24 protein-coding genes are annotated in these 26,130 nt (G+C 67.5%); 21 read left to right on the top strand and 3 right to left on the bottom strand.

What is annotated here, in order from left to right:
• Nucleotides 1–46: 46 nt before the first annotated feature.
• Complete coding sequence (gene mocR, locus AC5JCN_RS22805) at nt 47–1,498, bottom strand: rhizopine catabolism transcriptional regulator MocR (protein ID WP_495757383.1); 1,452 nt, start codon at nt 1,496–1,498, stop codon at nt 47–49.
• A gap of 122 nt (nt 1,499–1,620) precedes the next feature.
• Between mocR and iolE the strand changes: the two genes are divergently transcribed.
• The 6 genes from iolE to AC5JCN_RS22775 all read left to right on the top strand — a co-directional run bounded on the left by iolE (nt 1,621) and on the right by AC5JCN_RS22775 (nt 7,558).
• The gene (gene iolE, locus AC5JCN_RS22800; RefSeq protein ID WP_495757382.1) at nt 1,621–2,532 is read left to right on the top strand and encodes a myo-inosose-2 dehydratase; all 912 of its coding nucleotides are present in this window, start codon (nt 1,621–1,623) and stop codon (nt 2,530–2,532) included.
• On the top strand, nt 2,525–3,373 hold the full coding sequence (locus AC5JCN_RS22795) for a polysaccharide deacetylase family protein (RefSeq protein WP_495757381.1): 849 nt from the start codon (nt 2,525–2,527) through the stop codon (nt 3,371–3,373). Before iolE ends, AC5JCN_RS22795 begins: the two co-directional genes overlap by 8 nt.
• A 78-nt stretch (nt 3,374–3,451) precedes the next feature.
• Nucleotides 3,452–4,438: a rhizopine catabolism ABC transporter substrate-binding protein gene (locus tag AC5JCN_RS22790; protein WP_495757380.1), complete on the top strand. Its 987-nt coding sequence runs from the start codon at nt 3,452–3,454 to the stop codon at nt 4,436–4,438.
• Between the two features lie 58 nt (nt 4,439–4,496).
• Nucleotides 4,497–5,618: an ABC transporter permease gene (locus AC5JCN_RS22785; RefSeq protein ID WP_495757379.1), complete on the top strand. Its 1,122-nt coding sequence runs from the start codon at nt 4,497–4,499 to the stop codon at nt 5,616–5,618.
• Nucleotides 5,618–6,439, top strand: a complete 822-nt coding sequence (locus AC5JCN_RS22780; RefSeq protein WP_495757378.1) for an ATP-binding cassette domain-containing protein — start codon at nt 5,618–5,620, stop codon at nt 6,437–6,439. Before AC5JCN_RS22785 ends, AC5JCN_RS22780 begins: the two co-directional genes overlap by 1 nt.
• A gap of 24 nt (nt 6,440–6,463) precedes the next feature.
• Nucleotides 6,464–7,558 carry a Gfo/Idh/MocA family protein gene (locus tag AC5JCN_RS22775; RefSeq protein WP_495757377.1) on the top strand — a complete coding sequence of 365 codons (1,095 nt, stop codon included), beginning with the start codon at nt 6,464–6,466 and terminating at the stop codon, nt 7,556–7,558.
• A 52-nt stretch (nt 7,559–7,610) separates the two neighbouring features.
• Here AC5JCN_RS22775 and AC5JCN_RS22770 read toward each other — a convergent pair whose 3' ends face one another.
• Complete coding sequence (locus tag AC5JCN_RS22770) at nt 7,611–8,123, bottom strand: GFA family protein (protein WP_495757376.1); 513 nt, start codon at nt 8,121–8,123, stop codon at nt 7,611–7,613.
• Nucleotides 8,124–8,450: 327 nt separating this feature from the next.
• On the opposite strand from AC5JCN_RS22770, the gene AC5JCN_RS22765 reads away from it, so the two are divergent.
• The 8 genes from AC5JCN_RS22765 (at nt 8,451) to pncA (ending at nt 14,882) form a co-directional block, all read left to right on the top strand.
• On the top strand, nt 8,451–9,461 hold the full coding sequence (locus tag AC5JCN_RS22765) for an Lnb N-terminal periplasmic domain-containing protein (RefSeq protein WP_495757375.1): 1,011 nt from the start codon (nt 8,451–8,453) through the stop codon (nt 9,459–9,461).
• 168 nt (nt 9,462–9,629) lie between these two features.
• Nucleotides 9,630–9,815 (top strand): hypothetical protein, encoded by a 186-nt coding sequence (locus AC5JCN_RS22760; protein ID WP_495757374.1) that lies wholly within the window; start codon nt 9,630–9,632, stop codon nt 9,813–9,815.
• A 125-nt stretch (nt 9,816–9,940) separates the two neighbouring features.
• On the top strand, nt 9,941–11,236 hold the full coding sequence (gene murA, locus AC5JCN_RS22755; protein WP_495757373.1) for a UDP-N-acetylglucosamine 1-carboxyvinyltransferase: 1,296 nt from the start codon (nt 9,941–9,943) through the stop codon (nt 11,234–11,236).
• A 96-nt stretch (nt 11,237–11,332) separates the two neighbouring features.
• A complete protein-coding gene (locus AC5JCN_RS22750; protein ID WP_495757372.1) occupies nt 11,333–11,764 on the top strand; it encodes a DUF2948 family protein in 432 nt (143 codons plus the stop codon).
• Between the two features lie 124 nt (nt 11,765–11,888).
• Complete coding sequence (gene hisD / locus AC5JCN_RS22745; protein ID WP_495757371.1) at nt 11,889–13,184, top strand: histidinol dehydrogenase; 1,296 nt, start codon at nt 11,889–11,891, stop codon at nt 13,182–13,184.
• 12 nt (nt 13,185–13,196) lie between these two features.
• The gene (locus AC5JCN_RS22740) at nt 13,197–13,694 is read left to right on the top strand and encodes a UPF0262 family protein (RefSeq protein ID WP_495757370.1); all 498 of its coding nucleotides are present in this window, start codon (nt 13,197–13,199) and stop codon (nt 13,692–13,694) included.
• A 2-nt stretch (nt 13,695–13,696) separates the two neighbouring features.
• A complete protein-coding gene (locus AC5JCN_RS22735; protein ID WP_495757369.1) occupies nt 13,697–14,146 on the top strand; it encodes an arsenate-mycothiol transferase ArsC in 450 nt (149 codons plus the stop codon).
• A 106-nt stretch (nt 14,147–14,252) separates the two neighbouring features.
• Nucleotides 14,253–14,882: a bifunctional nicotinamidase/pyrazinamidase gene (gene pncA / locus AC5JCN_RS22730; RefSeq protein ID WP_495757368.1), complete on the top strand. Its 630-nt coding sequence runs from the start codon at nt 14,253–14,255 to the stop codon at nt 14,880–14,882.
• 144 nt (nt 14,883–15,026) lie between these two features.
• Here pncA and AC5JCN_RS22725 read toward each other — a convergent pair whose 3' ends face one another.
• Nucleotides 15,027–18,533 carry a PAS domain-containing hybrid sensor histidine kinase/response regulator gene (locus AC5JCN_RS22725; RefSeq protein ID WP_495757367.1) on the bottom strand — a complete coding sequence of 1,169 codons (3,507 nt, stop codon included), beginning with the start codon at nt 18,531–18,533 and terminating at the stop codon, nt 15,027–15,029.
• Between the two features lie 233 nt (nt 18,534–18,766).
• Between AC5JCN_RS22725 and mscL the strand changes: the two genes are divergently transcribed.
• The 7 genes from mscL to AC5JCN_RS22690 all read left to right on the top strand — a co-directional run bounded on the left by mscL (nt 18,767) and on the right by AC5JCN_RS22690 (nt 26,100).
• On the top strand, nt 18,767–19,189 hold the full coding sequence (gene mscL, locus AC5JCN_RS22720; RefSeq protein ID WP_495757366.1) for a large conductance mechanosensitive channel protein MscL: 423 nt from the start codon (nt 18,767–18,769) through the stop codon (nt 19,187–19,189).
• A 118-nt stretch (nt 19,190–19,307) separates the two neighbouring features.
• Entirely contained in the window at nt 19,308–20,516 is a 1,209-nt protein-coding gene (locus AC5JCN_RS22715) for a pyridoxal phosphate-dependent aminotransferase (protein ID WP_495757365.1), read from the top strand.
• Between the two features lie 68 nt (nt 20,517–20,584).
• Nucleotides 20,585–21,784 (top strand): two-component system sensor histidine kinase NtrB, encoded by a 1,200-nt coding sequence (locus tag AC5JCN_RS22710; RefSeq protein WP_495757364.1) that lies wholly within the window; start codon nt 20,585–20,587, stop codon nt 21,782–21,784.
• A 27-nt stretch (nt 21,785–21,811) separates the two neighbouring features.
• Nucleotides 21,812–22,441 (top strand): response regulator transcription factor, encoded by a 630-nt coding sequence (locus tag AC5JCN_RS22705; protein WP_495757363.1) that lies wholly within the window; start codon nt 21,812–21,814, stop codon nt 22,439–22,441.
• 145 nt (nt 22,442–22,586) lie between these two features.
• Nucleotides 22,587–22,925 (top strand): response regulator, encoded by a 339-nt coding sequence (locus tag AC5JCN_RS22700; RefSeq protein ID WP_495757362.1) that lies wholly within the window; start codon nt 22,587–22,589, stop codon nt 22,923–22,925.
• 180 nt (nt 22,926–23,105) lie between these two features.
• Nucleotides 23,106–23,831 carry a Crp/Fnr family transcriptional regulator gene (locus AC5JCN_RS22695; protein ID WP_495757361.1) on the top strand — a complete coding sequence of 242 codons (726 nt, stop codon included), beginning with the start codon at nt 23,106–23,108 and terminating at the stop codon, nt 23,829–23,831.
• An 82-nt stretch (nt 23,832–23,913) separates the two neighbouring features.
• Entirely contained in the window at nt 23,914–26,100 is a 2,187-nt protein-coding gene (locus tag AC5JCN_RS22690; RefSeq protein ID WP_495757360.1) for a CHASE2 domain-containing protein, read from the top strand.
• Nucleotides 26,101–26,130: the final 30 nt, after the last annotated feature.

Genomic DNA, 26,130 nt, shown 5'->3' with positions numbered 1-26,130 from the left:
GGGTAGAGGATCAGAGCTTACTGGAATGCCTGGCGCGAAGCGGGGCCTACCGCATGGCGTCCCGCAGGCTGGCGAGGCCGCGCCGCATGGTGGTCTCGTCGGCAGCGGCGTAGCCGATGAGCAGGCCGTTGCGGGCTGGCCCATGGCGGTACTGGATGGAGAGCGGTGAGACGTTGACGCCGGAAGCGCGAGCCCTCGCAGCGACTTCGACATCATTCAGTCCATCCCCGAGGTAGCCGAGGATCTGGATTCCGGATTCGGTGTCGACCAGCCGGGCCAGCGGCGAAATCTCCTCGGCCCAGAGCCGTCGGAAAACCTGCCGGCGCTGGGCGTAGATGCGGCGCATCCGCCGGAGATGGCGGGCCATGTGGCCCTGCTCGATGAAGTCGGCGAGAGCCGCCTGAAGCAGGAGGGGAGCGAACTGGCCCGTGATGCTGAGCGCGCGGGATATGCCGGGGACCAGGCTGCGGGGCACCACCATGAAGCCCAGACGCAGGGCCGGAAACAGCATCTTCGCGAAGGTGCCGATGTAGATGACACGCTGGGCGTTGTCCGACCCCTGCATGGCCGGAATGGGCTGGCCCTGGAACCGGTACTCGCCGTCGAAATCGTCCTCGATGACCCAGGCGTTGCGGCTCTCGGCGATGTCGAGCAACCGGAGGCGTTGCTCCATGCGCATGGTGGCGCCAAGCGGATGCTGGCAGGAGGGCGTGACGTAGATGAGCCGCGGCTTCCGTGCTGCCGCCGCGTCGAAGTGCCAGCCATTCTCGTCGACGGGAAGCGGCAGCAGCCGGGCGCCGGCCGCAACGAAGGCCGACTGGGCGCCATAGTAGCCGGGCTCCTCCATCCACACGGTGTCGCCGGGATCCAGCAGCAGCCTCGCCAGCAGGTCGAGCGCGGCCTGCGCACCCGTCGTGACGACGATCTGCGCCGGGGTGCATCGGACGCCACGTGCGGCCTTTACATAGGAGGCGATGGCACTCAGCAGAGCCGGGTGTCCCGCAACGTTGTAGGTGCCGAACAGCGTGTCACCGGCGAAGTTCGACCTGCGGCTCAGCAGCCGACTCCAGGTGCCGAAGGGGAAGTGCTCGTTGTCGGGCATTCCGGGGTGAAAGATCATTCGCCCGGGTTCGCCATGGTGGGCGGGCTGGCGCATCATCAGCGCACCGCGCTCCGAGAGCGACTGGCAGTCCGGAACGGGCTGGTCGTCGGCGCTTCCCGCCGTGACGACGGGAAGGTCAACCACGCGCGGGCGCGCACCCTTGCTGCTGACGAGGTAGCCCTCGGCGACCAACTGGTCATAGGCGGAGGTGACGGTATTCCTCGCCAGGCCAAGGTCCTGCGCAAGGCCGCGCGTCGAGGGAAGTGCCGCGCCGCCCGGAAGGATCCTGCCGGTGATCGCCGCCTTCAGGGCGTCATAGAGCTGCCTGTGCAACGCGACAGGCGCTGACCGGTCCAGCATCAGGAAGTCCAGTTGAAGGCTGCCTTCACCGGCCATGCTGTCCCCTGGTCAACTCAGCGGAGCGTAGAACTGGATCCTTCAAATCGCAACAAACTGGCACTCGCTGGGGTGTCAGAACGGGAGGACAGTGTCCCAAACAGAGATCCGGGGTGGAGACGATGAGCGTCAAAATCGGCATCAATCCGATTACGTGGACGAACGACGACGTTCCCTCCCTGGGCGGCGACACCCCGCTCGAGCAGTGCCTGTCGGAGACCCGCCAGGCCGGCTACCGCGGCACGGAACTGGGCGGAAAATTTCCGCGCGAGAGCGGTGCGTTGCGCGAGGTGCTGGCCCGCCACGATCTCGAGCTCGTGTCCGGCTGGTACGACGGCCGCATCCTCGAGAAAGACATCGACGCCGAGTTCGACGCCGTCCTGCCGCACCTCACTCTCCTGAGGGACCTCGGCGCCAGGCACGTCGTTTACGCAGACACCTCGAACGGCCGGCACGACGGGATCTTCCGCCCCATCTCGGAGCGCCCTCGCCTCTCCGCCGACCAGTGGCCCGCCTACGGCGCGAAGATCACCGCCCTGGCCGAGCGCATGCGCGACTTCGGGGTCGGCATGGCCTTCCATCACCACATGGGCACGATCGTCGAAAGCGACGCCGAAATCGATGCCCTGATGGCGCACACGGGCGAGGCCGTCGGTCTGCTCTTCGACACGGGTCACTGCGCGTTCTCCGGCGGCGATCCGCTCTCCCTGATTGAGCGGCATCTCGGGCGCATCGTCCATTTTCACTGCAAGGACGTGCGCCCCGACATTCTCGCGCGAGCCCGTCGCGACGACATGAGCTTCATGGGCGCCGTCATGGAGGGCATATTCACGGTGCCCGGGGATGGCGCCATCCCCTATGGCACGCTCCTGCCGAAGCTCGCAGGCTCGGGCTATGCGGGATGGCTCGTCGTCGAGGCCGAACAGGATCCCTCGAAGGCTCATCCGCTGACTTACGCCACGATGGGCTACCGCAATCTTGCAGCCGCCGCCCGGGCTGCCGGCTTCACCGTGGAAGAGCACGGCAATGGCTGAGACGCCGAAGCTGATCATCAACATCGACGATATCGGCATGTGCCACGGGGCGAACGTGGCCTATCTCGACCTTGCCCGCAGCGGCCGCTGCGACTCGGGATCGGTGATGGTGCCTTGCCCGTGGTTCCTCGAGATCGCGGAGGAAGGCGCGAGGGACCCGTCGCTCAAGCTCGGAGTGCACCTCACGATCACCTCCGAGAAGCGCCACTACAGGTGGCGGCCGCTCACCGCACCTGCGCGCGAGGCCGGACTTGTCGACGACAACGGCTTTTTCTGGCGGACCGTGCCCGACGTCCGGGGCCGCGCAGATCCGCAGGCCGTGGAAGCAGAACTGCGGGCCCAGATCGATACGTTCCTGCGGGCCGGCCTCACCCCCACGCATTTCGACGCCCATATGGGCGCGGTCCTGGCCCCGGAGTTCGCGGACATCACGATCCGGCTCGGCCGGGAGTACGGCGTGCCGATCCTGTTCCCGAGGTCGATCGAGGGCTACGGGCCGATCCACAATCTTGGCCCGCTCGATCCGGCATTCTACACGTCGCGCTCGGCTGAACTCTCCCTCCGCAACGTGCTGTTGGTCGACCGGGTGCTGGAGACCCCATGGCACCAGGAGCAGCCAGCCGAAAGCCGGTACAGGGACCTTTTTTCGCAGATCGGACCGGGCGTGAACTTCATGGCGCTTCACGCCAATGCGCCCGGCGAGATCGAGGTCATCGAGCCCGCATCGGCGCGGATCAGGACAGACGAATACGACCTGCTCCGCACGGCGGACTGGCTTTCCTCGCTCCCTGCTTTGCGGGGCAGCCTCAAAGATTTCAGCCCTGACCCAATTGCGTCTTGAACGCAGCCTTTCGCCTCCTTCTGCGGGTGGGGCGGAATGGCCGGATTGGCCGCAGCAATGCCGAGTGAGGGGAAACTGATGTCGAGCAAAATGAAGCATAGAGGCCGGGCGGTCATGCTCGGCGCAGCCATGGCGGCGTCGGCGGTGTTCGGCTCCATCGGGTCGGCTGGCGCGCAGGCCAAGAAGGCCGAGGATGTCCGCATCGTGTTCGTCACGCACGGGCAGGCCAACGACCAGTACTGGACCGTCGTCAAGAACGGCATGATGGCTGCGGCCGCGGCCCTCAAGGTGAAAGTCGAATACCAGGCTCCGTCGACGTTCGACGTGGTCAAGATGGGCCAGATGATCCAGGCCGCCACGGCATCGAAGCCCGACGGCCTCGTCGTCTCGATCCCGGACGCGACCGCGCTGGAAGCTCCGATTGCCGCGGCCAAGGCAGCCGGAATCCCGGTCGTCGTCATCGACTCCGGCGAGGATCAGGTGAAGCCCTGGAAGCTCGACCTCTTCGTCGGGGGCGGATCCGAGTACGAGAACGGCAAGCAGGCCGGCGACATCATGGCGAAGGCCGGCGTCAAGGACGCAATCTGCATCAACCATGAGGTCGGCAACGGCAGCCTCGACCAGCGCTGCCAGGGTTTCGCCGACGGCCTGAAGCCCAGCGGTGCAAAAATGTCCATCGTCGCCGTGACGCTCGATCCCACGGATTCGGTGCGTCGCGTCGAAGGCTACATTTCCGCCCATCCGACAACCGATGGCGCCCTGATGCTCGGCACGTCTCTCGCCGGACCGATGCTGACGATGCTCGACGAGCGCAACTACTCGGGCAAGATCAAGGTCGGCGGCTTCGACCTCGCCCCCGAGGTGCTGGACGCTCTCGGCAACGGCAAGATGATGTTCGCGATCGATAACCAGCAATACCTGATGGGCTACTATCCCGTCGTGTTCCTGGCCAACAAGGCGATGTACAAGACCTTTCCGACCGACACAGTCCGGACCGGCCCTGCCTTCGTGACCAAGGCAGACGCCGCTCCGATCAAGACCCTCAGCGAGCAGGGCATCCGCTGACAGGAGGCGGCGGCCGACTGGCCGCCGCACTTTCCCGCGCGACAACGGACCCACCGCCATGACGAATGCCGCACTGCCAACCGATGCGCCGAAGGCGGCGCCTCCCGCCGGCCGGTTCGCACGCATGTTCGGCAGGATGATCAGGCGTCCGGAGATCGGGTCCTTCGGCGCCACGATCTTCGTGTTCCTGTTCTTTGCGATCACTGCCGGAAACAGCGGGCTGTTCAGCGCGCTCGGCATCGTCAACTTCCTTCAGGTGTCGGCCCAACTGGGCATTCTGGCCGCCGCCGTCGCCCTGCTGATGATCGGCGGGGAGTTCGATCTGTCGCTCGGCTCCATGATCGGCTTCGCCGGCATCGTCATCGGGATCGGCGTTACGCAGTTCCAGCTGCCGATCTGGCTCTCCGTGCTGATCGCCTTCGGGATCGCCTGCATCGTCGGGGCGGCCAACGGACTGCTGGTGACGCGCACGCGCCTGCCTTCCTTCATCGTCACGCTGGCCGGATACTTCGTGCTGCGCGGGCTGAGCCTCGCCACGACCCGCGCGCTGACCGGCCGCACGCAGATCCCTTACATCACAAAGAACACGACGGAAGGTGACTTCGTCGCGCTCTTCGGCGGGAAGTTCGCCACCGGGCTCTTCACCTGGCTCGGCCACATGGGATGGATCTCGACCCGTGCCGACGGGACGCCGCTCGTGACCGGCATTCCGATGTCGGTGGCATGGTGGCTCGGGCTCACGGCTCTCGCGACCTGGATCCTGGTGCGGACCGAATTCGGGAACTGGATCTTCGCCGTCGGCGGCGATGCCCAGGCCGCCCGCAACGTCGGCGTGCCGGTGGGCCGTGTGAAGATCCTTCTGTTCATGGGGACGGCCTGCGCAGCGACGCTCTTCGCGGTGATCCAGGTGCTGGAAACGGGATCCGCCGACACGCTGCGCGGCACTCAGAAGGAGTTCGAATCCGTCATCGCGGCGGTGATCGGCGGGAACCTCCTCACTGGCGGATACGGGTCGGCCATCGGCGCGATGTTCGGGTCGTTGATCTTCGGCACGGTGGAGATGGGGATCTTCTACACGGGCATCGACACGGACTGGTTCATGGTCTTCCTGGGCCTGATGGTCGTCCTTGCCGTCCTGTTCAACAACTTCATCCGCCGCAAGGCGACCGAGGCACGCTGATGAGTGTGGCCCGCGACCCAAGACCCGCGCTCATCGAACTCGAGCATGTGGGGAAGACGTTCGGCGTCGTCACCGCGCTGGAGGACATTTCCATCGCGGTCCAGCCGGGCGAGGTGCACTGCCTCCTCGGCGACAACGGGGCCGGGAAGTCGACCCTGATCAAGATCTTGTCCGGTGTGCACCAGCCGAGTTCGGGGGTCATGCGGGTCGATGGGGAGCCGACGTCGTTCCAGTCTCCCCGCGAGGCGCTCGACAGGGGTATCGCGGCCGTCTTTCAGGATCTCGCGATGATCCCGCTGATGAGCATCACGCGGAATTTCTTTCTTGGCCGCGAGCCGGTCATCGGGCGGTTCCTCGCCCGGCGTATCGACATGAAGCGGGCGGATGCGATCGTCTATGACGAGCTCGCACGCATGGGCATCAATGTCCGGGATCCACAGCAGGCAGTCGGTACGCTGTCCGGCGGTGAGCGGCAGTGCGTCGCGATCGCGCGGGCGGTGCACCACGGCGCGCGCGTGCTCATTCTGGACGAACCCACGTCCGCGCTCGGTGTGCACCAGGCCTCGATCGTCCTGCGCTACATCGCCCAGGCCCGCGCACGCGGCATCGGGGTGATCTTCATCACCCACAACATCAACCATGCCTATCCGATCGGCGACGTGTTCACCCTGCTCAACAGGGGGCGCTCGCACGGGACCTTCCGAAAGAGCGAGATCACGGAAGCCGAGGTCCTGGATCTCATGGCAGGCAAGCGGGATCTCAGGACTTTGCAGGAAGACCTCGACCGGCTTTCCGCTGCGCAGCCGAACGCCCTTTCCTAGAACGACACGCCAAAGGACGAAGCGATGAACGAGCGCCTCAGGATCGGCGTGATCGGCGGAGGCCTGATCGCGCAAGTCGAGCACATCCCGAACCTGCTGCAGCTGCCGAAGCGGTTCGACCTGCGCGGCATCAGCGACCCCTCTCCCGCCGTCCGCGCCACGTTGACCGAGCGCTTCGGCGTGCCGACCTATCCGCAGGCATCCGATCTCCTCGGTCTCGAGCTCGACGCGGTGCTCATTGCCGCGCCCGATCCCTGGCACGCCACGCTGGCAAAGACTGCCATGGAGGCCGGGCTTCACGTCTTCTGCGAGAAGCCGCTCTGCTACGGGCTGGCGGAGCTGGACGATCTCGCCGAGACGCAGGCGCGACAGGGCGTCGTGCTTCAGGTCGGATACATGAAGCGCTTCGACCCCAGCTATGAAGCCTGCCTCGATCTGCTCGGCGGCAAGGCCGATCGCCTGCGTTACGTGTCGGTGGAAGTGAACGACCCGGACGCGTGGCCTTTCGTGGCGCACCATCCCCTGGTGTCGGGTGGGGATGTCGCCGAGTCACTGATCGCCGAAACGGCCGAGCGCAGGCGCGTGCAGGTGGAAGCCGCACTGGGCTTTGCGCCGTCTGAACTGGTCTTCCGTGGGTTCGCGGGAGCCTATTGCTCGGCCCTGGTACACGATGTGAACGCCGTCCACGGCATGCTGGACGTACTCGGCATTCTCCCCGGACCCGTCCACGGTGCGACGTTGTTTGCGGGCGGCGCGGGAGGCCAGGCCGCGGTGGGACTGCGCGGCGGCGCGGCCCTGTGGACCATGACACATGTCGAAATCCCCAAGGTCGCCGACTACTCTGAGCGTATCGCCTTCTACTTCGAGGACGAGATCGTCGAACTGGTGTTTCCCGCCCCCTATCTGAACCACCATCCGACCCGCCTCGTCCGCCGCCGGTCCGATGGCGGGCGAATGGAAGCGACCGTCATCCGGCCCGGATACGAGGAAGCCTTCGTGCGCGAGATCGAGCACTTCTCCGATGCCGTGACCGGCCGCACTCCCGTCCGCAACGTGGCCGCAGAAGCGCGCCGCGACATGGCCCTCCTGATCGAGATGGCACGGCGCGCTGCGGCGTAAACTATTGCTCCGTATCCGCTCTTTGCAGAGGCCGGCGGGCCATTGATGCTGCCTAGCCGGACGAGCCGGGGTTGACCGGCCACGTCGATGTGGCGTGGTCGGGGTGCTGCCGGTTGGTGCTGCGGATCAAGTCGAAGCGCTCGGGCGTGTCGCCCTCGCCATTGTCGCCGTCCCCCGTCCGCGTGCCGGGAAGGCTGACGATCTCGCTTAGCCAAGGTTCGCACGATTCCATGCCGTACTGGAACTCGGGCCTCATTTCGCTGTGCCGGTCGAGCGAGCCGATCGACACCGAAATCCTCGGCCGCGAGATCGCCTTGTAGGTCAGTGGCGTGCCGCAGTCGCGGCAGAAGCCGCGCTCGGCGTCCTCGGAGCTCCGGAAGATCGACAGCGCCCCGCGCGTGACACGGAAATGGTCCGTGTGGGAGCCGGCGAAGGACCCGAAGAAGTTGCCGAACTGCTTCTGGCACATGCGGCAGTGGCAAAGGCAAGCATTGTCGGGCCGCACGGTGAACGCGTAGCGGACCGCGCCACATTGGCATCCGCCCTGCCAGAGCTCGTCGTCCATGCCTGGCCTCCGTCCAAAAGGTTGCGATCGGTTCTGAAGGAGAAGGCGGGAGATTGCCGGGTCGGGCCGGTCTACGCGTCCCGGGGACGTCGGATCGAGTGTCAGGCAGCCCGGCCATGTTGGCAAGACGTCCGGATCTGAACCGCGCAGCAGACAGTCGCAATCCCGCGAGGCTGAATGTGCCGACGTCGGCTTTGCTGTCCCTGGGCCGGCAAGAGCATGCGCCGCCACAATACCTGGGCGCCTGTGACGTCCCGGCTGCGCCCGTTTTCACAGCATCGGGCCCAAAAATGCTCTACACCGACTGTCGGGGCGGAGGGGCAGGACATGCGCGGCGGTTTGGGATGGCTTCGCGCCGTCTTCTCGTTGCTCGTGTTTCTTCTCGTCGTCGTGCCCCTCTGCGCGTGGGGCAGCCTCGCCCTCTGGTACAGGCTCCCCGGCCCCGACTGGCTTCGAATTCTGGTGGCGTGCGGGTTCGTGGCGGCTGGCGCACTCGCAGCCGCCTCGCTTCCCCGGCGCCGTCCTGTCTTGGCCGTGCCGTTCCTGGTCGCGCTGGCAGCGGTTCTGGGCTGGTGGGCGACGATCGAGCCGGTCGCAGCCGCAGATTGGGCTCCCGACGTGGCCCGCCAGACGACCGGCCGCGTGGACGGCGACACGCTCACGCTGACCAATGTCCGGGACTTCGCCTGGCATGCCGACGGTTCATTCGACGAGAACTGGGAAACCCGCAGCTACGACCTGACGAAACTGCGCTCGCTGGACCTGTTCATGTCCTACTGGGCTGGGCCTGAGATGGCGCACGTGATCATGAGCTTCGGCTTCGACGACGGCGACCAGCTCGCTTGGTCGATCGAGGTACGCCGCACCCGAGACGGCGAGTTTTCGCCCGTGGCGGACCTCTTCAAGAGCAATCCGCTCGTGGTCATCGCTGCCGACGAGCGGGACGTCGTCCGGGTGCGCAGCAATGTGCGCGGAGAGGATGTGAAGCTCTACCGCCTGCGCACGCCGCCGGAGGCTGCCCGCGCGATGCTGCTCGAGTATGTGGACGATGCGAACGCTCTTTCGGTGAAGCCGGCGTTCTACAACTCGCTGACGACCAACTGCACGACATCCATCGTCAAGCTGGTGAGGGCTGCAGGGCGCTCCATCCCCTTCGACTGGCGGCTGATCGTCAACGGCTACATGCCCGGCTACCTCTACGACCACGGTGCCGTCGACACCCGGATTCCGCTGGCCGAGCTGGAGCAACGCGGCAGCATCGATGCCCGGGCAAAGGCGGCGGATACGTCCGCCGACTTTTCGCGGCTGATCAGGGCCGGCGTGCCCTCCCCGCGCTGACGAGAACAGACGCCCGCGTCCGCTTGGGAGGGGCTGAACTGCACGGTGGCACCGTCCGCCGGCGCGCTCGCTGCCCTCGATGTCCATCGCCGGCGGCGCTTACCTCCTCTGGACGATTGTCTGATGGGCGCCGAATCCTCTATGCGTGCGGGTCGCAGCGGGGCTGGGATGAGCAGGCAGCGATCGGAAGACGGCAAGGCCGGGGGCGGCGCGCCGGAAACGCGGAACGACCCGCGCAAGGACCGGCTGGCTGCCGCCCTGCGCGAGAACCTGAAGCGCCGCAAGGCGCAGGCCCGGGGCAAGGCGGCAGGTCCGGAGCCCGCGCGGGACGGCGGGGGTGACCGTGAGGACTGAGCCGGAGGGCTGCGCCTTGGCCGCGCCGCAATCCCCCGCTCACAGGAGATGCTCGGCTTTATGCCGGGTGAATCGCGCCTCGGCGCGCATGCCGCCGGGTGACCGCGGCCGGACAGGGGTGGACCATGGACCGCATTCGCATCGTCGGCGGGCAGAAGCTCAACGGCTCCATACCGATTTCCGGGGCCAAGAACGCCGCGTTGCCTTTGATGATCGCGAGCCTCCTGACGAAGGAGACGGTGGTTCTGGAGAACGTGCCGCGCCTGTCCGACGTCAGGCTGCTGATGCGGATTCTCGGCAATCACGGCGTCGACGCCTCCATCGACGGCAAGCGGATCGGGCAGGCCGAGGACAGCGGCGAGACAATCCGCCTGTCCGCCAGCTCGGTGGTCGATACGACGGCTCCCTACGAGCTCGTCTCGAAGATGCGCGCCAGCTTCTGGGTCATCGCGCCGCTCATCGCCCGCATGGGCGAGGCCCGCGTCTCGCTGCCGGGCGGCTGCGCCATCGGCACACGGCCCGTGGACCTGCTGCTCATGGCCCTGGAGAAGCTCGGGGCCGAGATCCAGATCGACGCTGGCTACGCGGTGGCGAGGGCGCCCAAGGGCCTGCGCGGCGGCGAGATCGTCTTTCCCAAGGTGACCGTCGGCGGAACACACACCGCGCTGATGGCCGCGGTTCTCGCGCGCGGCACGACCGTGATCGAGAATGCAGCGCGGGAGCCGGAGGTGAAGGACCTCGCCGACTGCCTCGTCAAGATGGGCGCGAAAATCACGGGCGCCGGCACGGAGCGCATCATCATCGACGGCGTCACGTCGCTTGGCGGCTGTACGCATCGGGTGCTGCCCGACCGGATCGAGACGGGAACCTACGCCATGGCCGTCGCGATGACCGGCGGTGACGTGATGCTCGAGGGCACCCGGCCGGACCTGCTGCAGTCGGGGCTGGACGTCCTCGTGCAGGCCGGAGCGGAGATCACGGCCACCAACGAAGGCATTCGCGTGCGCCGCAACGGGCACGGCATCTCTTCGGTGGACGTGACGACGGAGCCTTTTCCGGGTTTCCCGACGGACCTCCAGGCTCAGTTCATGGCGCTGATGACGAAGGGGGGCGGCACCTCGAGGATCCGCGAGACGATTTTCGAGAATCGCTTCATGCATGTCCAGGAGCTCGCCCGCCTCGGCGCCCGCATCCGGCTGGACGGCGACCTCGCCGTCGTCGAGGGCGCCACGGCGCTGAAGGGCGCGCCGGTGATGGCGACGGACCTGCGTGCCTCCGTCTCTCTCGTCATCGCCGCGCTGGCCGCGGAGGGCGAGACGGTGGTGCACCGCGTCTACCATCTCGACCGTGGGTTCGAGGCGCTGGAAAAGAAGCTCGGCCGGTGCGGAGCGGAGGTGGAGCGCGTCAGCGGCGAACGCTGAGGGTCCAACGGGCCCGGAACGCGGGCACCGGCCCGCCCGTTGCGCACTGGCCCCGCCGACGCTACAGGGTCGGTCCTACAGGAGCCGCCCTGCCCCATGGAACCGCTGAAACTCGCCGCCCTCGATACCGACGACCTCGCGATCATGTCCGCCCACCTCCAGGATGCCGTCCTGAAGGTGGGCGACATGACCTTCATCCCGCGCGAGAAACGCTTCGCTCTCGTTGCCAACCGCTTCGACTGGGAAGGCGACCGCCGCAACCAGCGCCAGCGCCGTCGCACCGGGCTGCACTTCGACCGCGTGCTGACGGCACAGCGCGCCCGGATCCGGTCCGACGCGGCGGATGCGGTGCTGAACCTGCTCGCCATCACCTTCGAGGAGACGGACGCCCCGTCCGGGGTGGTGACGCTGCACTTCTCGGGTGGCGGCGCAGTGCGGCTGACGGTCGAGTGCCTGGAAGCGGCCATGCGCGACCTCGGGCCGGCCTGGGAAACCGGATCACGTCCCAGCCACGACACCGGAAGCTGACGAAGCCTATGGCTGCGCCCATCCGGTGCAGCCGCTGAAAAGCCGGTTTCCACCTTTTCGCAGCATGCTCTAGGTTCCCCTCGGAAGGTTGCCCGCCCCGGCGCGGGATCAGGAAGGATGCGTCATGCCGTTGCGGCTCTCCGCCGTCTCGTCGAGCTTCGAGGCTGATTTCGCGCGGCTCGTGGCCATGAAGCGCGAGATTTCCGAGGACGTCGACGTCGCCGTCCGCGCCATCATCGAGGACGTCGTGGCACGCGGCGACGCGGCGCTGGCCGAATACACGCTGCGCTTCGACCGGGTCGACCTCACACGCGCCGGCATGGCGGTGGGCGAGCGGGAGATCGAGGAGGCGCTGGGCGCCTGCGGCGGCGACGAACTGGCGGCGCTGCGCCTGGCACACGACCGCATCAAGGCGTACCACGAGCGCCAGAAGCCGCAGGACGGACGCTGGACGGATACGGCCGGGGTCGAGCTGGGGTACCGCTGGACGGCGGTGGAAGCGGCGGGGCTCTACGTTCCCGGCGGCACCGCGAGCTACCCGTCCTCCGTGCTGATGAACGCGGTCCCGGCCAAGGTCGCGGGCGTTCCGCGCGTGGTGATGAGCGTTCCCACGCCGGACGGGATCCTGAACCCGCTGGTCCTCGCGGCCGCTCGGCTCGCCGGCGTCGACGAGATCTACAGGATCGGCGGGGCGCAGGCCGTGGCGGCGCTCGCCTACGGTACCCGGACCATCACGCCCGTGGCCAAGATCGTAGGGCCCGGCAATGCCTATGTCGCCGCTGCTAAGCGCCGGGTGTTCGGCCAGGTCGGGATCGACATGATCGCAGGCCCGTCGGAGGTCGTCATCGTCGCCGACCGCAGCGCCAACCCGGAGTGGGTCGCCGCCGACCTGCTCGCCCAGGCCGAGCACGACACGGCGGCGCAGTCGATCCTGATCACCGACAGCGAGGACCTCGCGGATGCCGTCGCGGTGGCGGTGGAGGGCCAGCTCGCGACACTCCCTCGCGCCGCCATTGCGGGTGCGAGCTGGAAGGACTTCGGTGCCATCGTCGTCGTCCCGGATCTTCTGGCCGCCGTGCCGCTGGTGGACAGGCTGGCACCCGAGCATCTGGAAATCGAGACGGAGGATCCGGACTCGTTTGCCAACCGGGTGCGCAATGCCGGCTCCATCTTCCTCGGCAAGCACACGCCGGAGGCTATCGGCGACTATGTCGGCGGTCCCAACCACGTGCTGCCGACGGCGCGCTCGGCCCGCTTCTCCTCGGGCCTCGGAGTGCTCGACTTCATGAAGCGCACGTCGCTGTTGCGCTGCGGGCCCGAGAGCCTTCGTGCGCTGGGGCCGGCCGCCGTGACGCTCGGCCGTGCCGAGAGCCTGGAAGGCCATGCGCGTTCCGTGGCGATCCGCCTCAATCTCGGATGAGCGGAGACGGCGATGGGAGGGCACGGCCAGGGCAAGGGACATCCACGCCGCCGTCTCGTGGAGGTGACGCTCGACGAGGTCTCCATCGGCCGCGGGGCGCCCGAGCAGGAACACGAGCGCGCGGTCGCCATCTACGACCTGCTGGAGAGCAACAGCTTCGGCCTGCCCGGCCATGATGGCGGGCCATACCGGCTCGCCCTGTCTCTCGTCTCGAACAAGCTCGCCTTCGACGTGCGCGAAGAGACGGGCTCGCCCGTCGTCGCGCACATCCTCTCGCTTGCGCCGTTCCGCAAGGTGGTGCGCGACTATTTCATGGTCTGCGAAAGCTATTACGCCGCCATCCGCACAGCGAGCCCGGCCCAGATCGAAGCCATCGACATGGGCCGGCGCGGCCTGCACGACGAGGCGGCGCACATCCTGATCGAGCGCCTCGGCGGCAAGATCGAGATCGATTTCGACACGGCGCGCCGCCTGTTCACCCTCCTCACTGCCCTGCACTGGAAAGGCTAGGCATGTCCGGGGCGGCGGCCGGCCGGCGGATCGGGGCGGTGCTGTTTGCGTGTGCGCTCAACCAGGTTCGCTCACCCATGGCCGAGGCCATCGCGAAGCATTTCTTCGGCCGCTCCGTTTACATCCGCTCGGCCGGGGCCCGGAAGGGCGAGCTCGACCCGTTCATGGTTTCGGCGCTGGACGAGATCGGCATCGACGCTTCCAGGCACAAGCCGCAGACCCTGGAAGAGCTTGAGGACTGGGAGGGTCTGAACTTCGACCTCATCGTCACGATGAGCCCCGAGGCCCACCACCGGGCCCTCGACATGACCCGCACCGACGCCGTCGAGGTGGAATACTGGCCGACGCCGGACCCGACGCTGACGCAGGGCTCGCGCGAGCAGGTGATGGACGCCTATCGCGACCTCCGGGATTCGCTGGTGCGCAAGATCAAGGACCGGCTGCGCGCCTAGAGGCCCGGCCCGGAGCCCTGGGCTTCACCCGCAAGGACAACTCCGGGCTGGTGAACTGACCCAGCTTCCGGTCTAGCATGGTGGACCGTTTCCCCTGGAGCCGCCCATGGTCCGCGATCTCAGCGCCAGCGTCCTCGTCGCGATCGATGTCCAGAACGATTTCTGCCCGGGAGGCGCTCTCGCCGTGAAAGACGGCGATGCAGTCGTGCCCGTCATCAACCGCCTCGCTCCCGTCTTTCCGCACATGGTGGCGACACAGGACTGGCACCCGACGGGCCACCTCTCCTTCGCGGCCAGCCACGAGGAGCGAGCACCCTTCGAGACGGTGGACGTGCATTACGGCCCGCAGACCCTTTGGCCCGACCATTGCGTGCAAGGCACGGAAGGCGCCGCCCTGCATCCCGGGCTCGACCTGGGCCCGGTCGAACTCGTGATCCGCAAGGGCTTCCGGACCCATATCGACTCGTACTCGGCCTTTTTCGAGAACGACAAGAAAACGCCCACGGGCCTCGCCGGCTACCTGCGCGAGCGGGGGCTCACCGATGTCTACCTCGCGGGCCTCGCGACCGACTATTGCGTCGCCTATTCCGCCATCGACGCTGCCCGCCTGGGGTTCCGGGCGACGGTCATCCTGGACGCCTGCCGCGCCATCGACCTCGGCGGCTCGCTCGACGCTGCGCTCGCCGAAATGCGCAAGGCCGGGGTGGCAATGATCGGCAGCGAAGAGCTGGGGTGAGCGTTTTTTCTGACGGAGAGACAGGGCGCTTCTCCCGTGCCGCCCCGTCATCGGCCTTCCGTCGCTCAGCTCCTTCATTCTTCCCGCAGGCGGGGCAATGCGCCGGATGAGGGCAGGAACGGCGGCGGCCTCGTCGGCTCGCCCCTATTCCGCGGCCACCTTGGTGCGCCATTGCGCGAGAAGGGCGCGCAGGGCGGCGGGCTTCACAGGCTTGTGGAGGACTTGGACCTCGCGTTCCGCCGCCGCGTCGCGCACTTCGGCCGAACGATCCGCGGTGAGCAGCAGGGCCGGCAGGTCGCGGCCGAACTTCCAGCGGATGCGGGTGATGGCGTCGAGCCCGTCGCCGTCGTCGAGATGGTAGTCGGCGAGGATGATGTCCGGCCGCAGCTTGCGCCGGTTCAGTTCCTCCAACGCTTCCCGCGGATCGGCCGCCGTCACCACGGTGCATGACCAACCGCCGAGCAGCGTGCGCATGCCGTCCAGGATGGAGGGCTCGTTGTCGATGCAGAGCACCACGAGGCCGGCCAGCGGAGCGGCGGCGGTCGGGCGCACGGCACTGCCCGCGACTGCTTCGGGCAGAGGTGCTGCGACCGGCACCTCGACGGCGAAGACCGAGCCGCGGCCGGCCTGCGAGCGCAGGGTGACGGAGTGCTCGAGCACCCGCGCGAGGCGCTCGACGATGGAGAGCCCGAGACCGACGCCGCGCGCCGCGCGCGCGCCCTGGTCGAGCCGCTGGAACTCGCGGAAAATGACCTTCTGCTTGGAGGCCGGGATGCCCATTCCGGTATCCCAGACCTGGATGAGCATGCGGCTGCCCCGGCGGCGGCAGCCGACGAGGACGCGCCCTTCCGGCGTATACTTGATCGCGTTTGATATGAGGTTCTGCAACAGCCGGCGCAGAAGGCGCCGGTCCGAGCGGACGGTGAGCGAACACGGCACGAAGTCGAGGGCGAGCCCTTTCTCCCGCGCCACCGGATCGAACTCCAGCCTCAGCTGCGACAGGATGTCGGCAATGCGGAAGACGGACATCTCCGCCTTCATCGCCCCGGCGTCGAGCCGAGAGATCTCGAGAAGGGCGGTGAGGATCTCCTCCACCGCCTCGAGCGACGCATCGACGTTGTGGGCGAGCGCCGCGTTGTCGCCGTCCGCCGCACGCTCCGCCAGCGAGGTCGCGTAGAGGCGGGCGGCGTTCAGCGGCTGCAGGATGTCGTGGCTGGCGGCAGCGAGGAAGCGCGTCTTCGACGCGTTGGCGTCGTCGGCCTCGGACTTGGCACGGCCCAGCGCCTCGTTCAGCCGCATCAGCTCCTCGGTCCGCTCGCGCACGCGCCGTTCCAGCGTCTCGTTGGTGCGCTCGAGATCTTCCTCTGCCTCGACGCTGCGCGTCACGTCGGTATAGGTCGTGACCACGCCGCCATCGGGCAGGCGGGCGGACCGGATCTCGACGACGAGGCCGCTGGTGTGCAGGCGCAGGCGCACCGGGTCCGACTCGCCGACGAGGCTCTCGAGCCGCGCAGCGACGAAATCCTCCGGGTCGCCAGGGCCATACAGGCCGCGGGCGGCGTTGAACCGGACGATCTCGTCGAGGCCCACCCCGGCCCTCACGAACTCGGCCGGCAGCTCGAAGAGGTCCTGGAACTCGCGGTTCCAGCACATCAGGCGCAGGTCACGGTCGAACACGGTCACACCCTGGCGGGCGTGGTCGAGCGCGTGCTGGAGCAGGTCGCGATTGTGCTGGATTGCGGCAGAGGCATCGTCCAGCAGCTTCAGCGCAGTCTTCTTGGTGACGTTGCGCCGGCGCAGGAGAAGCGACAGGACGAGGCGCGAGGATGAGCCGCCGATGGCCGAGGCCAGCAGGTGCTCGGCGTATCGCAAGAGGTGGATGTCGGCGTCCTTCGCCGGATCCAGCACGAGGCCGCGGCTGCGAGCGAAGGCGGTGAAGGACGCAGCGGTCTGCTCCACGCCCAGGTAACGCGCCACCGTCGCCTGCAGGTCCTCCACCGAGACCGTCGCTCGCCACAGCCTGAAGGCCTGCGCCATCACTGGCACGTCGGGCGACACGAAGGCGCTGGCCTGCAGGCGCTCGATCGGCGTGGCCGGCCTTGCCAGCGAGAACGAGACATAGGCGGCCGTGTTCACGGCGAGGCTCCACAGCGCGCCGCGCGTGATCTCCGCGATGCCGAGAGAGGATCCGGCCGTGCGGCCGACGTCGATGCCCAGTCCGGCGAAGGCGGTGAGCCAGTCGGGGCCCGCGATGCTGGGCACCAGCAGCGTGCCTGCCCAGACGGCGAGGCCCGCGGTGAGGCCGGCGGTCGCTCCGAGGCTCGTTCCACGCCGCCAGTACAGCCCACCGAAAAAGGCCGGGGCGATCTGCGCGATGGCCGCGAAGGAGATAAGGCCGATGGACGCGAGCGCCGCCTCGCCGCTGCCCCGGAAATAGGCGTAGGCGAGCAGCAGAAGCGCCAGAATGGCGACGCGGCGAATGGCGAGGATGATGCCGCCCATGCCGCCAGACGGGCCGCTGCCTGCCCCCGCCGCCCGGCGCCGCAGCACCAGCGGCATGACGAGGTCGTTCGACACCATGATGGCGAGGGCCACGCACTCGACGACCACCATCGCCGTCGCGGCGGAAAGACCGCCCAGGAACGTGAACAGCGCCAGCACGAAGGCGCCCTGCTGCAGCGGCAGGGCGAGCACGGTCATGTCGCGGTCGACGCCGGCGGGAAGCAGCAGGTCGCCTGCCACTGCGAGCGGGATCACGAAGAGGTTGATGGCGACGAGGTAGGCGGGAAACATCCAGCGCGCCCGGCGCGCATCCGCCTCGTCCCGGTTCTCGACCACGGTGACGTGGAACTGGCGCGGAAGCAGCAGGATGATCAGTCCCGACAGTGCCGTCACGGCGAGAAACGATCCCCACCCGGCGCTGCGGTCGAGGATGGGCTTCAGGTCACCGCGCTCGGCAAGGCGCGAGAACAGGTCCGTTGGACCGTTGAAGGTGACGAAGGTGACGTAGATGCCGACGGCGAGAAAGGCGACGAGCTTGACCAGCGATTCCGCCGCCACCGCCAGCACGAGGCCGTCCTGGTGCTCGGTGGCATCGACGTGGCGGGTGCCGAAGGCGATGGCGAAGCCGGCCAGGATCAGCGCGACGAGGAGCGCCATGTCGCCGAAGAGCGGCACTGCGTTGGCAAGGTTGCCTTGCCCTGTGGAGGCCAGCACCGCCGTGAGCGAGGCTGCGATCGCCTTGAGCTGCAGCGCGATGTACGGGACCGAGCCGATCACCGCGATAAGGCTGACAAGTGCCGCGACGCGCTCGCTCTTGCCGTAGCGCGAGGCCACGAAGTCGGCGATGGAGGTGATGTTCTGGGACCGGGCAAGCCGGATGACGCGCTGCAGCAGTTGCGGCCCCAGCAGAACCACCAGGATGGGGCCGATATAGATGGCCAGGAAGTCGATGCCCGACCGCGACGCAAACCCGACCGAGCCGAAAAACGTCCAGGACGTGCAGAACACGCCCAGCGCCAGGGCATAGATCGTCGCGCGCGCCCTCCCCGCCATCCAGCGGCGTCCGGCCGTGTCGCCATAGTGGGCTACGGCGAACAGTCCGCAGAGATAGACGAGCGCCGTCAGGACGACGACCCAGCCGCCCAGCATGAACAACGAGCCTCCGGCAACGACCCTCTGGAGACTACACGGGGCTTCCGGCGTGGCGAAGCGCGCACAAAGACGTACCCGGCCCGGCGGTGAACCCGCCCGGCATCAGCCCGGCCTTGCCAGTGATCAAGGCCAAATCCGACATTCTCGGGCGCGCCAACATCGACTACGCTACACGCGGAAGCTGCATACGCAGACATCCGAGTCGGGGACGGACTGGAGGACCTTCCGCAGTGCTTAAGGAATTCAAAGAATTTGCCATGCGTGGCAACGTCGTCGATCTCGCGATCGGCGTCGTCATCGGTGCGGCATTCAGCAAGATCGTCGATTCCATCGTCGGCGACATCTTCATGCCGCTCATCGGCGCGATAACTGGCGGTCTCGATTTCTCGAACTACTTCATTCCGCTGACAGGCAACGCCCATCTCGGGCAGGCCTACGACGATGCCAAGAAGGCGGGGGCCGTCATCGGCTACGGCCAGTTCATCACGATAGCCATCAACTTCCTCATTATCGCATGGGTGTTGTTCATGGTCGTGAAGGGCATGAACAAGATGCGCCGCGCCGAGGCAGCCAAGCCTGCCGAGCCCGCGGCACCCACCACCGAGGAAAAGCTGCTCACGGAAATACGCGACCTGCTTTCCCGGCGCGCCTGAGGCCATGCCGGTCCATCACTCGCTGTGATGGACCGGATGGACAGAATTGACGGGACACGGCACGCGCCTTCGTGACAGAAGCGCAGGCTGGGTCCCGTTTCTCGTCCGCAGGGTCGTCATGAGCGCATCTTCCTTCGTCCCCGCTCCCACGGCTCCTGTTCTGGAATCGGTTCGCGCTGAAGCGCTGGGATCCCCGGTCAGCGGGATCGTCGAGGTGATGAACCACGGACGGGGGCGGCAGGGGCTGATCCCGCTCTGGGCCGGGGAGGGAGACCAGCCGACACCCGGCTTCATCTGCGATGCCGCATCAAGGGCACTCGCCGGCGGAGAGACGTTCTACACGTGGCAGCTCGGCATCCCTGTGTACCGGGAGGCGATCTCTCGCTTCATGTCGCGCCTCTACGGCCGCGATCTCCCCCCGGAGAGGTTCTTCGCCACGATTGGCGGCATGCACGCCATCCAGATGGCCGTGCGCATCGCCTGCGGCGTGGGCGACGAGGTGATCGTACCGAGCCCGGCTTGGCCGAACTTCGTCGGGGCGCTCAGCGTCTCGGGCGCGACGCCCGTAGAGGTGCCGATGAATTTCGACCCCTCGCGCCCGGACGGCGGCTGGTACCTCGACCTCGACAGGCTGGCCGACGCCGTGACGCCCCGCACCCGCGCCATCGTCATCAACTCGCCCGCCAATCCGACGGGCTGGACGGCGAGCTTGGACGAGGTTCGCGCCATCCTGGATATCGCGCGCCGCAACGGGCTTTGGATCATCGCCGACGAGATCTACGCCCGCTTCGTGCATGACGGCTCACACCGCGCTGCGTCCTTCCACGACGTGATGGAGCCCGAGGACCGCATCCTCTTCGCCCAGACGATGTCGAAGAACTGGGCCATGACCGGCTGGCGCGTCGGTTGGCTGGAGGCGCATCCTTCCCTGGCCCAGACGATCGAGAACCTCGTCCAGTATTCGAGTTCGGGGGTAGCGGCGTTCCTGCAGCGCGGCGCGGCGACTGCCCTGGACGAGGGCGAGGATTTCATCGCGGCACAGGTCGCGCGTGTCAGGACAGCGCGGGACGTGGTCTGCTCCGGCCTCCTCGCCACGGGCCGGGTCAGGCTGGCGCCGCCGGCCGGCGCCTACTACGCCTTCTTCGCGGTCGACGGCGTGGAGGATACGCGCGAGCTCTGCCTTCGCCTTGTCGACGACGCGCTGGTGGGGCTCGCGCCCGGCAGCAGCTTCGGCAAGGGCGGCCAAGGCTTTGTCCGGCTCTGCTTCGCCCGGCGCATCGACGAATTGCAGGAAGCGACCCGGCGGCTTGCCCGTGCATTGGGTTGAGTTGGTGGGCCCTTGCGCCGGTCCTGTGCTTTGGGCAGACTCGCACAAAATCACAGCAGCCGGGCGGAATGGCAGAAGACGTCGATTGCCCACCAAATCTCGCCGTCCACGAGGCGCGCCTCATCAGCGTTCTCGATACGGCCGTGGACGGCATCCTCGTCATCAACGAGCGCGGCGAGATTCTGGTCTACAACAAGGCCTGTGAGACGCTGTTCGGCTATACGCCGGCAGAGACAATCGGCCAGAACATCCGCCTGCTCATGCCCGGTGACTATGCCAGGGCGCACGACCGCTACATCGACAACTACCGGGCCAGCGGCCGTCGCAAGATCATCGGCATCGGGCGCGAGGTGCATGGCCAGCACAAGGACGGCACGGTCTTCCCCGTCGAACTGTCCGTCGGTGAGGCCCATACGATGGCCGGGCGACAGTTCATCGGCATCGTGCGCGACCTGCGGCCGCGCAAGGAAACCGAGCGGCGGGTCAGCGAACTGCAGGCCGACCTCGTCCACATGGCACGCGTATCCGCGATGGACGAGATGGGCGCGGCGCTGGCGCACGAACTGAACCAGCCGCTGACAGCCATCATGCTCTACCTGCAGGCCGCGACCAGGACGATCGAGAAGGGTACTGCCGCAAGCAACCCCGACCTCTTCCGGCAGGTGCTGGACAAGGCCGTCCACGAGGCCGAGCGGGCCGGCAGCATCATCTCGCGCATGCGGCACTTCGTGGAGAAGCGCGATCCGCAGCGCAAGCTGATGGACCTCAACCGCATCGTCGACGAGGCGGTCGACCTGACGCTCCTCGCCATCAAGACCCCCGGCCGGATGATCCGCCTCTATGGCGGAGACCTGCCGAAGGCTCTCGTCGATCCCGTCCAGGTGCAGCAGATCGTCGTCAACCTGGTCCGTAATGCCTTCGAGGCCGTCAAGTCGGCCGACAATCCCACGGTGACCGTGCGGACCGGCCAGGCAGGCGACATGCTCCTCATCGAGGTCGAGGACAACGGGCCGGGACTCAAGCCGGAAATCATCCCCAACCTGTTCAAGGCCTTTTCCACGTCAAAGCGGACGGGTATGGGTTTGGGGCTGTCGATTTCCCGAACGATCGCGCAGAATCACGCGGGAGACCTGACGGTCGACCCGGGTGGAGACGGACGGGGCGCTCGGTTCCGGGTACAACTTCCAGTCGCAAGCGATGCGGAGGTCGCCCTGGCAACGGCGGACCTGGAAGCTGAGGCCGGCAAACGGCCGCAAAGGCCCTGGTAAGGGGCCTGGGGAGACAGGGGAACGCGCATGGGAAACCTGCCCGGAGACCATGACGGCGAGATCTTCATCGTCGACGACGACGCCGCCGTCCGCGATGCGCTGCGGCTGGTCTTCGAGCTCGAAGGCTTCCGCGTCTCGGTCTTTTCCGATGGCGGCTCCTTTCTCGCCATGACGAAGTCCAGGCAGCCGGCCTGCGTGATCCTCGACGTGCACATGCCGGGCCGCTCGGGCCTGGAGGTGCTGACCGAGCTCGGTCCCCACTTCCCCGGCATCGTCTTTATGATTTCCGGCCAGGGCGATATTCCAATGGCGGTCGAGGCCGTGAAGCTCGGGGCGCATGATTTCGTCGAAAAGCCCTTCGATGCCGACACCGTCGTGACGCGGGTGCGCGAGGCGCTGGAAGCGAAGCGGAATTCCGGCCCGAAGTCCGGTGATCCCATACTCGCCCCCTTCGCCGGCGAGGATCAGCTGACGCCGCGGGAGCGCGAGGTGCTGGAACGCATCGCTCTCGGCGCGTCCAACAAGGAGGCAGGCCGGCAACTCGGGATCAGCCCTCGCACGATCGAGGTGCACCGGGCGCGGATCATGGAGAAGCTCGGTGCGCGCAACACCGCCGATCTCGTCCGCATTGTTTACTCTGACGTCCGAAGAAACTGATTTTGTGGCTATTTATCCGGGTTACTACCGATAGCTTGCAAGCGGTATACGGCTTTAACATTGACACTGATCAACGCGACCTCGGCCATGGGACATTGTCCTCGGCCCGATTTCCGCTTCTGCTGCCGCTTAGCCGGGTGACCTTTTGGCCATTCACATCCTCGAAGACGACCCCGGGGTCAGCGACAGCCTGCTCACCTTCCTGCGCGGCCTGGGCCAGGATGTGGTCGCCTATCCTGACGCCGAGAGTTTCTTCTCGACCGAACCGCCGGGTCCCGACGACACGATCATCGTCGACCTTCTCCTTCCCGGCATCAGCGGCGCGCGCGTGATCCGGTGGCTGCAGGGCCTTGCCCGGCCGCCTCGCGTCATCGCCATTTCGGGCCAGCCCCAAAAGGCCATCGAGCAGCAGGTGCGCGGGCTGGGGATCGTCGAGATCCTGCGCAAGCCGTTGAATTCGGCCACGATCGCCTCGATCGTCTGACCGTCGCCAAGCCAAGCCGCCTCGCCTCCACCTTCGACTTTCGTCGCTGAGTAGTTCTGCTTACGCAGCACAACAGATGGCGAAGGCTGGGCTAGCCGCTAGCGTGATCACGTTCCCGGGAGCGATCCCCTCGGGTCCGGTGGGCACCCCTACCCGCCGGCCACGTTCCGGAAGATCACCATGTCCCTCGATGCCCGCATTTCCGACCTCGACCGCATCCCGCCGAAGCACGATGCGCGCTGGACCCTCGGCATCACGCGTGACGCCCACCTGCCCGATCCGGTCGACCGGACCGGCCGCACCGTCGAGCACGACACGCGTGAGACGATCTTCGACGAGGGTGACAGGGCCCGCAGCATCTACCTGATCCTCGAGGGCGCGGTGATGCTCTCGAAGCTGCTGCCCGATGGCCGCCGCCAAATCATCGAGCTCCTTGGCCCGGGCGACGTGTTCGGCATGACCATGACCGGCACGCATGACGTCAACGCCGAGACGCTGCGCCCGACGCGCGTCGTCGCCTATGACCGCAAGGCCGTGGATGCTTCGCCCGCGCTGCAGATCATGATCGCCGAGCGGATGAAGACTCAGATCTGCGCGCTGCACGACCACGCCGTGCTCCTGGGTCGCAAGTCGGCCCGCGAGCGGGTCGCCACCTTCCTGATGCGGCTGATCCCCGGCCGTGGCGGAATGGGCTGCATCGGGGCGTCCCGGGGCAGGCAGGACTGCGCCACCGTCGCCGTGCCGCTGACCCGGCAGGAGATCGCCGACTATCTCGGCCTGACGCTGGAAACGGTGAGCAGGGCGTTCTCCCAGCTGAAGCGCGAGGGCATGCTGTCCTACGGAAAGCATGACGAAGTCACCATCGCGAATGTCTGCGGCCTCTGTCACCTCACCGGGTCGCACTGATCTCAACCGCAGCGTGCTGTCGCGGCGCTGCCTCTACCGCTAGACTGGCGCCGGCGCTCTCTGCGCCGGACCTGTCGGCGGCATGACGAACAGTCTCCCCTCCTGGCTTTTGCGCACCGCGGCGGTGATCGCTCCCGCGGCCGCCGGGATCTTGGTCATCCTGGCGCAGCCCTCCGCCGGAACGGCGCTCCGCAACATCGTCTTCGACAGCTTCCAGCAGCTTTCGCCCCGGGCCGCCGATCCCGCCCTTCCCGTCCGGGTGGTCGACGTCGACGAGGAGTCCCTCGCCCGCTACGGGCAGTGGCCCTGGCCGCGCGACAGGCTCGCGCAAGCGGTCAAGCGGCTCACCGACCTCGGTGCCGTGGTGGTGGGCCTCGACATCGTGCTCGCCGAGCCCGACCGCTCCTCCCCCAACCGCATCCTGTCGCGGGTGCCGGACGGTCCGGCGAAGCAGGAGGTGCTCGGGATCCTCGGGGGCGGCGACAACGACACGCTGCTGGCCGCCGCGCTGCGCGAGACGGCCGGAGTGGTGGGCTTCGTGCTCTCCGACACCGGCGGCAAGCCGCCCCCTCCCACCAGGGCCGGTATCGTCCAGGCTGGTGACGGGGCCTTGCCGTTTCTCGCCTCCTTCGGCGGGAGCGTTTCGCCGCTGCCCGAGCTTGCAGCAGCGTCGCGCGGCATAGGTGCCTTTAACTGGCTCGCGGAGCGCGACTTCGTGGTGCGGCGCGTTCCGCTCCTGCTGGCCGTCGATGGCCGCATCGTTCCGTCCTTCGCACTCGAGTGCCTGCGGGTCGCGCTGGGGTCGACGACCATCCAGATCAAGGCGTCCAACGCCAGCGGCGAGACCAGCTTCGGCCGGCCGGTCGGCGTCGTGGCCGTGCGTGTCGCCGGGCCCGGCGGGTCGGTGACGATCCCGACGGACGCGGACGGGGCCCTGCGGGTGCGCTACGCCGGCGCCCAGGTGCCGCGGCACATTCCCTACTGGAAGCTCGAGGAGGGGCTGGTCGGACGCGAGGACATCGCGGGACGCATCGTCCTCGTCGGATCAAGCGCCGCGGTCCTCAACGATGTCCGCGCCACGCCGCTCGACCCCGCGGTGGCCGGGGTGGACATTCACGCCGAGACGATCGAGCAGATGCTCGCGGACGCCCCTCTCCTGCGACCGATCTCTGCGCCGGCGCTGGAGATGCTCGGCACCCTGCTGGGCTCGCTGCTGGTCGGCGTCGCCGTATGGAGGCTGCGGCCCCTCGCATCCGCCTCGGCACTCGTTCTCCTGCTCGCGGTACCGCTCGCCATCGCCTGGTACGCCTTCAGCCGTTTCGGCTACATGCTCGACCCCGTCGTGCCGACGCTTTCGGTTCTCGCGACCTATGTCCTGGGGACGCTGCTGCGCTTCCGCCTGGCGGAGACGGAGCGGCGAGCCGTTCGCGAGGCGTTCAAGCACTATGTCGCGCCGGAAGTGGTGGACCGCCTCGCCTCCGACCCGGGCCTGCTGCGGCTTGGCGGGGAGACGCGTGAACTCACCGTGCTGTTCTCGGACCTGCGGGACTTCACCGCCAGGGCGGAGACCATGTCGGCGGAAGAGGTCGTGCGCTTCCTGAACGCGCTCCATACGCCGCTGACCGGAGCGGTTCTCGCCACGCGAGGCACCATCGACAAGTATCTCGGCGACGGCATGATGGCGTTCTGGAACGCGCCGCTCGACGATCCCAACCACGTCGAGAACGCCTGCAGGGCGGCGCTCGCCATGCTGGACTGCCTGCCCATGCTGCGCGACCGTTTCGAAGGGGGTGGCACCGCAGCGCCCATCGAGATCGGGATCGGGCTCCACGCCGGCTCCGCCTGCGTCGGAAATCTCGGCTCGGACCAGCGCTTCGACTATTCGATCGTCGGCGATGCGGTGAACGTCGCAGCCCGGCTCGAGCCGCTCTCGAAGGTCTACGGCGTGCCCATAGTGGCGTCCGAGGCGGTGGCCTCGCGTGCGGCGATGGCGGGCTTCGGCTTCGTGCCGCTGGGTGACGTGGCCCTGAAGGGCAAGTCGTACCACACGACGATTCTCGCGCTGCACGGCGGCCCGGAGGCCTGCGGACCGGAGTTCATGGCCTTCCTCGCCGACCACGTCGCGGCATGGGCGGCCGTGCGCGAGGCGGACGACGCGGCACACGAGCTCATCGAAAAGGCCGAGTCACATCTGGACTCTGCCGCCTACGGCCGCCTGTACAGGCTCTGGCGTGAGAGGCCCGCGGCAAAGGAGCCGGTCGCCTCCTGAATCCAGCGCAACCAGAGCCATCCAGCCGCG

It is taken from the genome of Alsobacter sp. (genome assembly GCF_059501845.1).
This window is presented reverse-complemented; position numbering and strand designations above follow the sequence as displayed.

Bases quoted from the DNA above. Each gene is read 5' to 3' on its own strand.
- mocR (WP_495757383.1), bottom strand. From the start codon at position 1,498: ATGGCCGGTGAAGGCAGCCTTCAACTGGACTTCCTGATGCTGGACCGG.
- iolE (WP_495757382.1), top strand. From the start codon at position 1,621: ATGAGCGTCAAAATCGGCATCAATCCGATTACGTGGACGAACGACGAC.
- AC5JCN_RS22795 (WP_495757381.1), top strand. From the start codon at position 2,525: ATGGCTGAGACGCCGAAGCTGATCATCAACATCGACGATATCGGCATG.
- AC5JCN_RS22790 (WP_495757380.1), top strand. From the start codon at position 3,452: ATGTCGAGCAAAATGAAGCATAGAGGCCGGGCGGTCATGCTCGGCGCA.
- AC5JCN_RS22785 (WP_495757379.1), top strand. From the start codon at position 4,497: ATGACGAATGCCGCACTGCCAACCGATGCGCCGAAGGCGGCGCCTCCC.
- AC5JCN_RS22780 (WP_495757378.1), top strand. From the start codon at position 5,618: ATGAGTGTGGCCCGCGACCCAAGACCCGCGCTCATCGAACTCGAGCAT.
- AC5JCN_RS22775 (WP_495757377.1), top strand. From the start codon at position 6,464: ATGAACGAGCGCCTCAGGATCGGCGTGATCGGCGGAGGCCTGATCGCG.
- AC5JCN_RS22770 (WP_495757376.1), bottom strand. From the start codon at position 8,123: ATGGACGACGAGCTCTGGCAGGGCGGATGCCAATGTGGCGCGGTCCGC.
- AC5JCN_RS22765 (WP_495757375.1), top strand. From the start codon at position 8,451: ATGCGCGGCGGTTTGGGATGGCTTCGCGCCGTCTTCTCGTTGCTCGTG.
- AC5JCN_RS22760 (WP_495757374.1), top strand. From the start codon at position 9,630: ATGAGCAGGCAGCGATCGGAAGACGGCAAGGCCGGGGGCGGCGCGCCG.
- murA (WP_495757373.1), top strand. From the start codon at position 9,941: ATGGACCGCATTCGCATCGTCGGCGGGCAGAAGCTCAACGGCTCCATA.
- AC5JCN_RS22750 (WP_495757372.1), top strand. From the start codon at position 11,333: ATGGAACCGCTGAAACTCGCCGCCCTCGATACCGACGACCTCGCGATC.
- hisD (WP_495757371.1), top strand. From the start codon at position 11,889: ATGCCGTTGCGGCTCTCCGCCGTCTCGTCGAGCTTCGAGGCTGATTTC.
- AC5JCN_RS22740 (WP_495757370.1), top strand. From the start codon at position 13,197: ATGGGAGGGCACGGCCAGGGCAAGGGACATCCACGCCGCCGTCTCGTG.
- AC5JCN_RS22735 (WP_495757369.1), top strand. From the start codon at position 13,697: ATGTCCGGGGCGGCGGCCGGCCGGCGGATCGGGGCGGTGCTGTTTGCG.
- pncA (WP_495757368.1), top strand. From the start codon at position 14,253: ATGGTCCGCGATCTCAGCGCCAGCGTCCTCGTCGCGATCGATGTCCAG.
- AC5JCN_RS22725 (WP_495757367.1), bottom strand. From the start codon at position 18,533: ATGCTGGGCGGCTGGGTCGTCGTCCTGACGGCGCTCGTCTATCTCTGC.
- AC5JCN_RS22715 (WP_495757365.1), top strand. From the start codon at position 19,308: ATGAGCGCATCTTCCTTCGTCCCCGCTCCCACGGCTCCTGTTCTGGAA.
- AC5JCN_RS22710 (WP_495757364.1), top strand. From the start codon at position 20,585: ATGGCAGAAGACGTCGATTGCCCACCAAATCTCGCCGTCCACGAGGCG.
- AC5JCN_RS22705 (WP_495757363.1), top strand. From the start codon at position 21,812: ATGGGAAACCTGCCCGGAGACCATGACGGCGAGATCTTCATCGTCGAC.
- AC5JCN_RS22695 (WP_495757361.1), top strand. From the start codon at position 23,106: ATGTCCCTCGATGCCCGCATTTCCGACCTCGACCGCATCCCGCCGAAG.
- AC5JCN_RS22690 (WP_495757360.1), top strand. From the start codon at position 23,914: ATGACGAACAGTCTCCCCTCCTGGCTTTTGCGCACCGCGGCGGTGATC.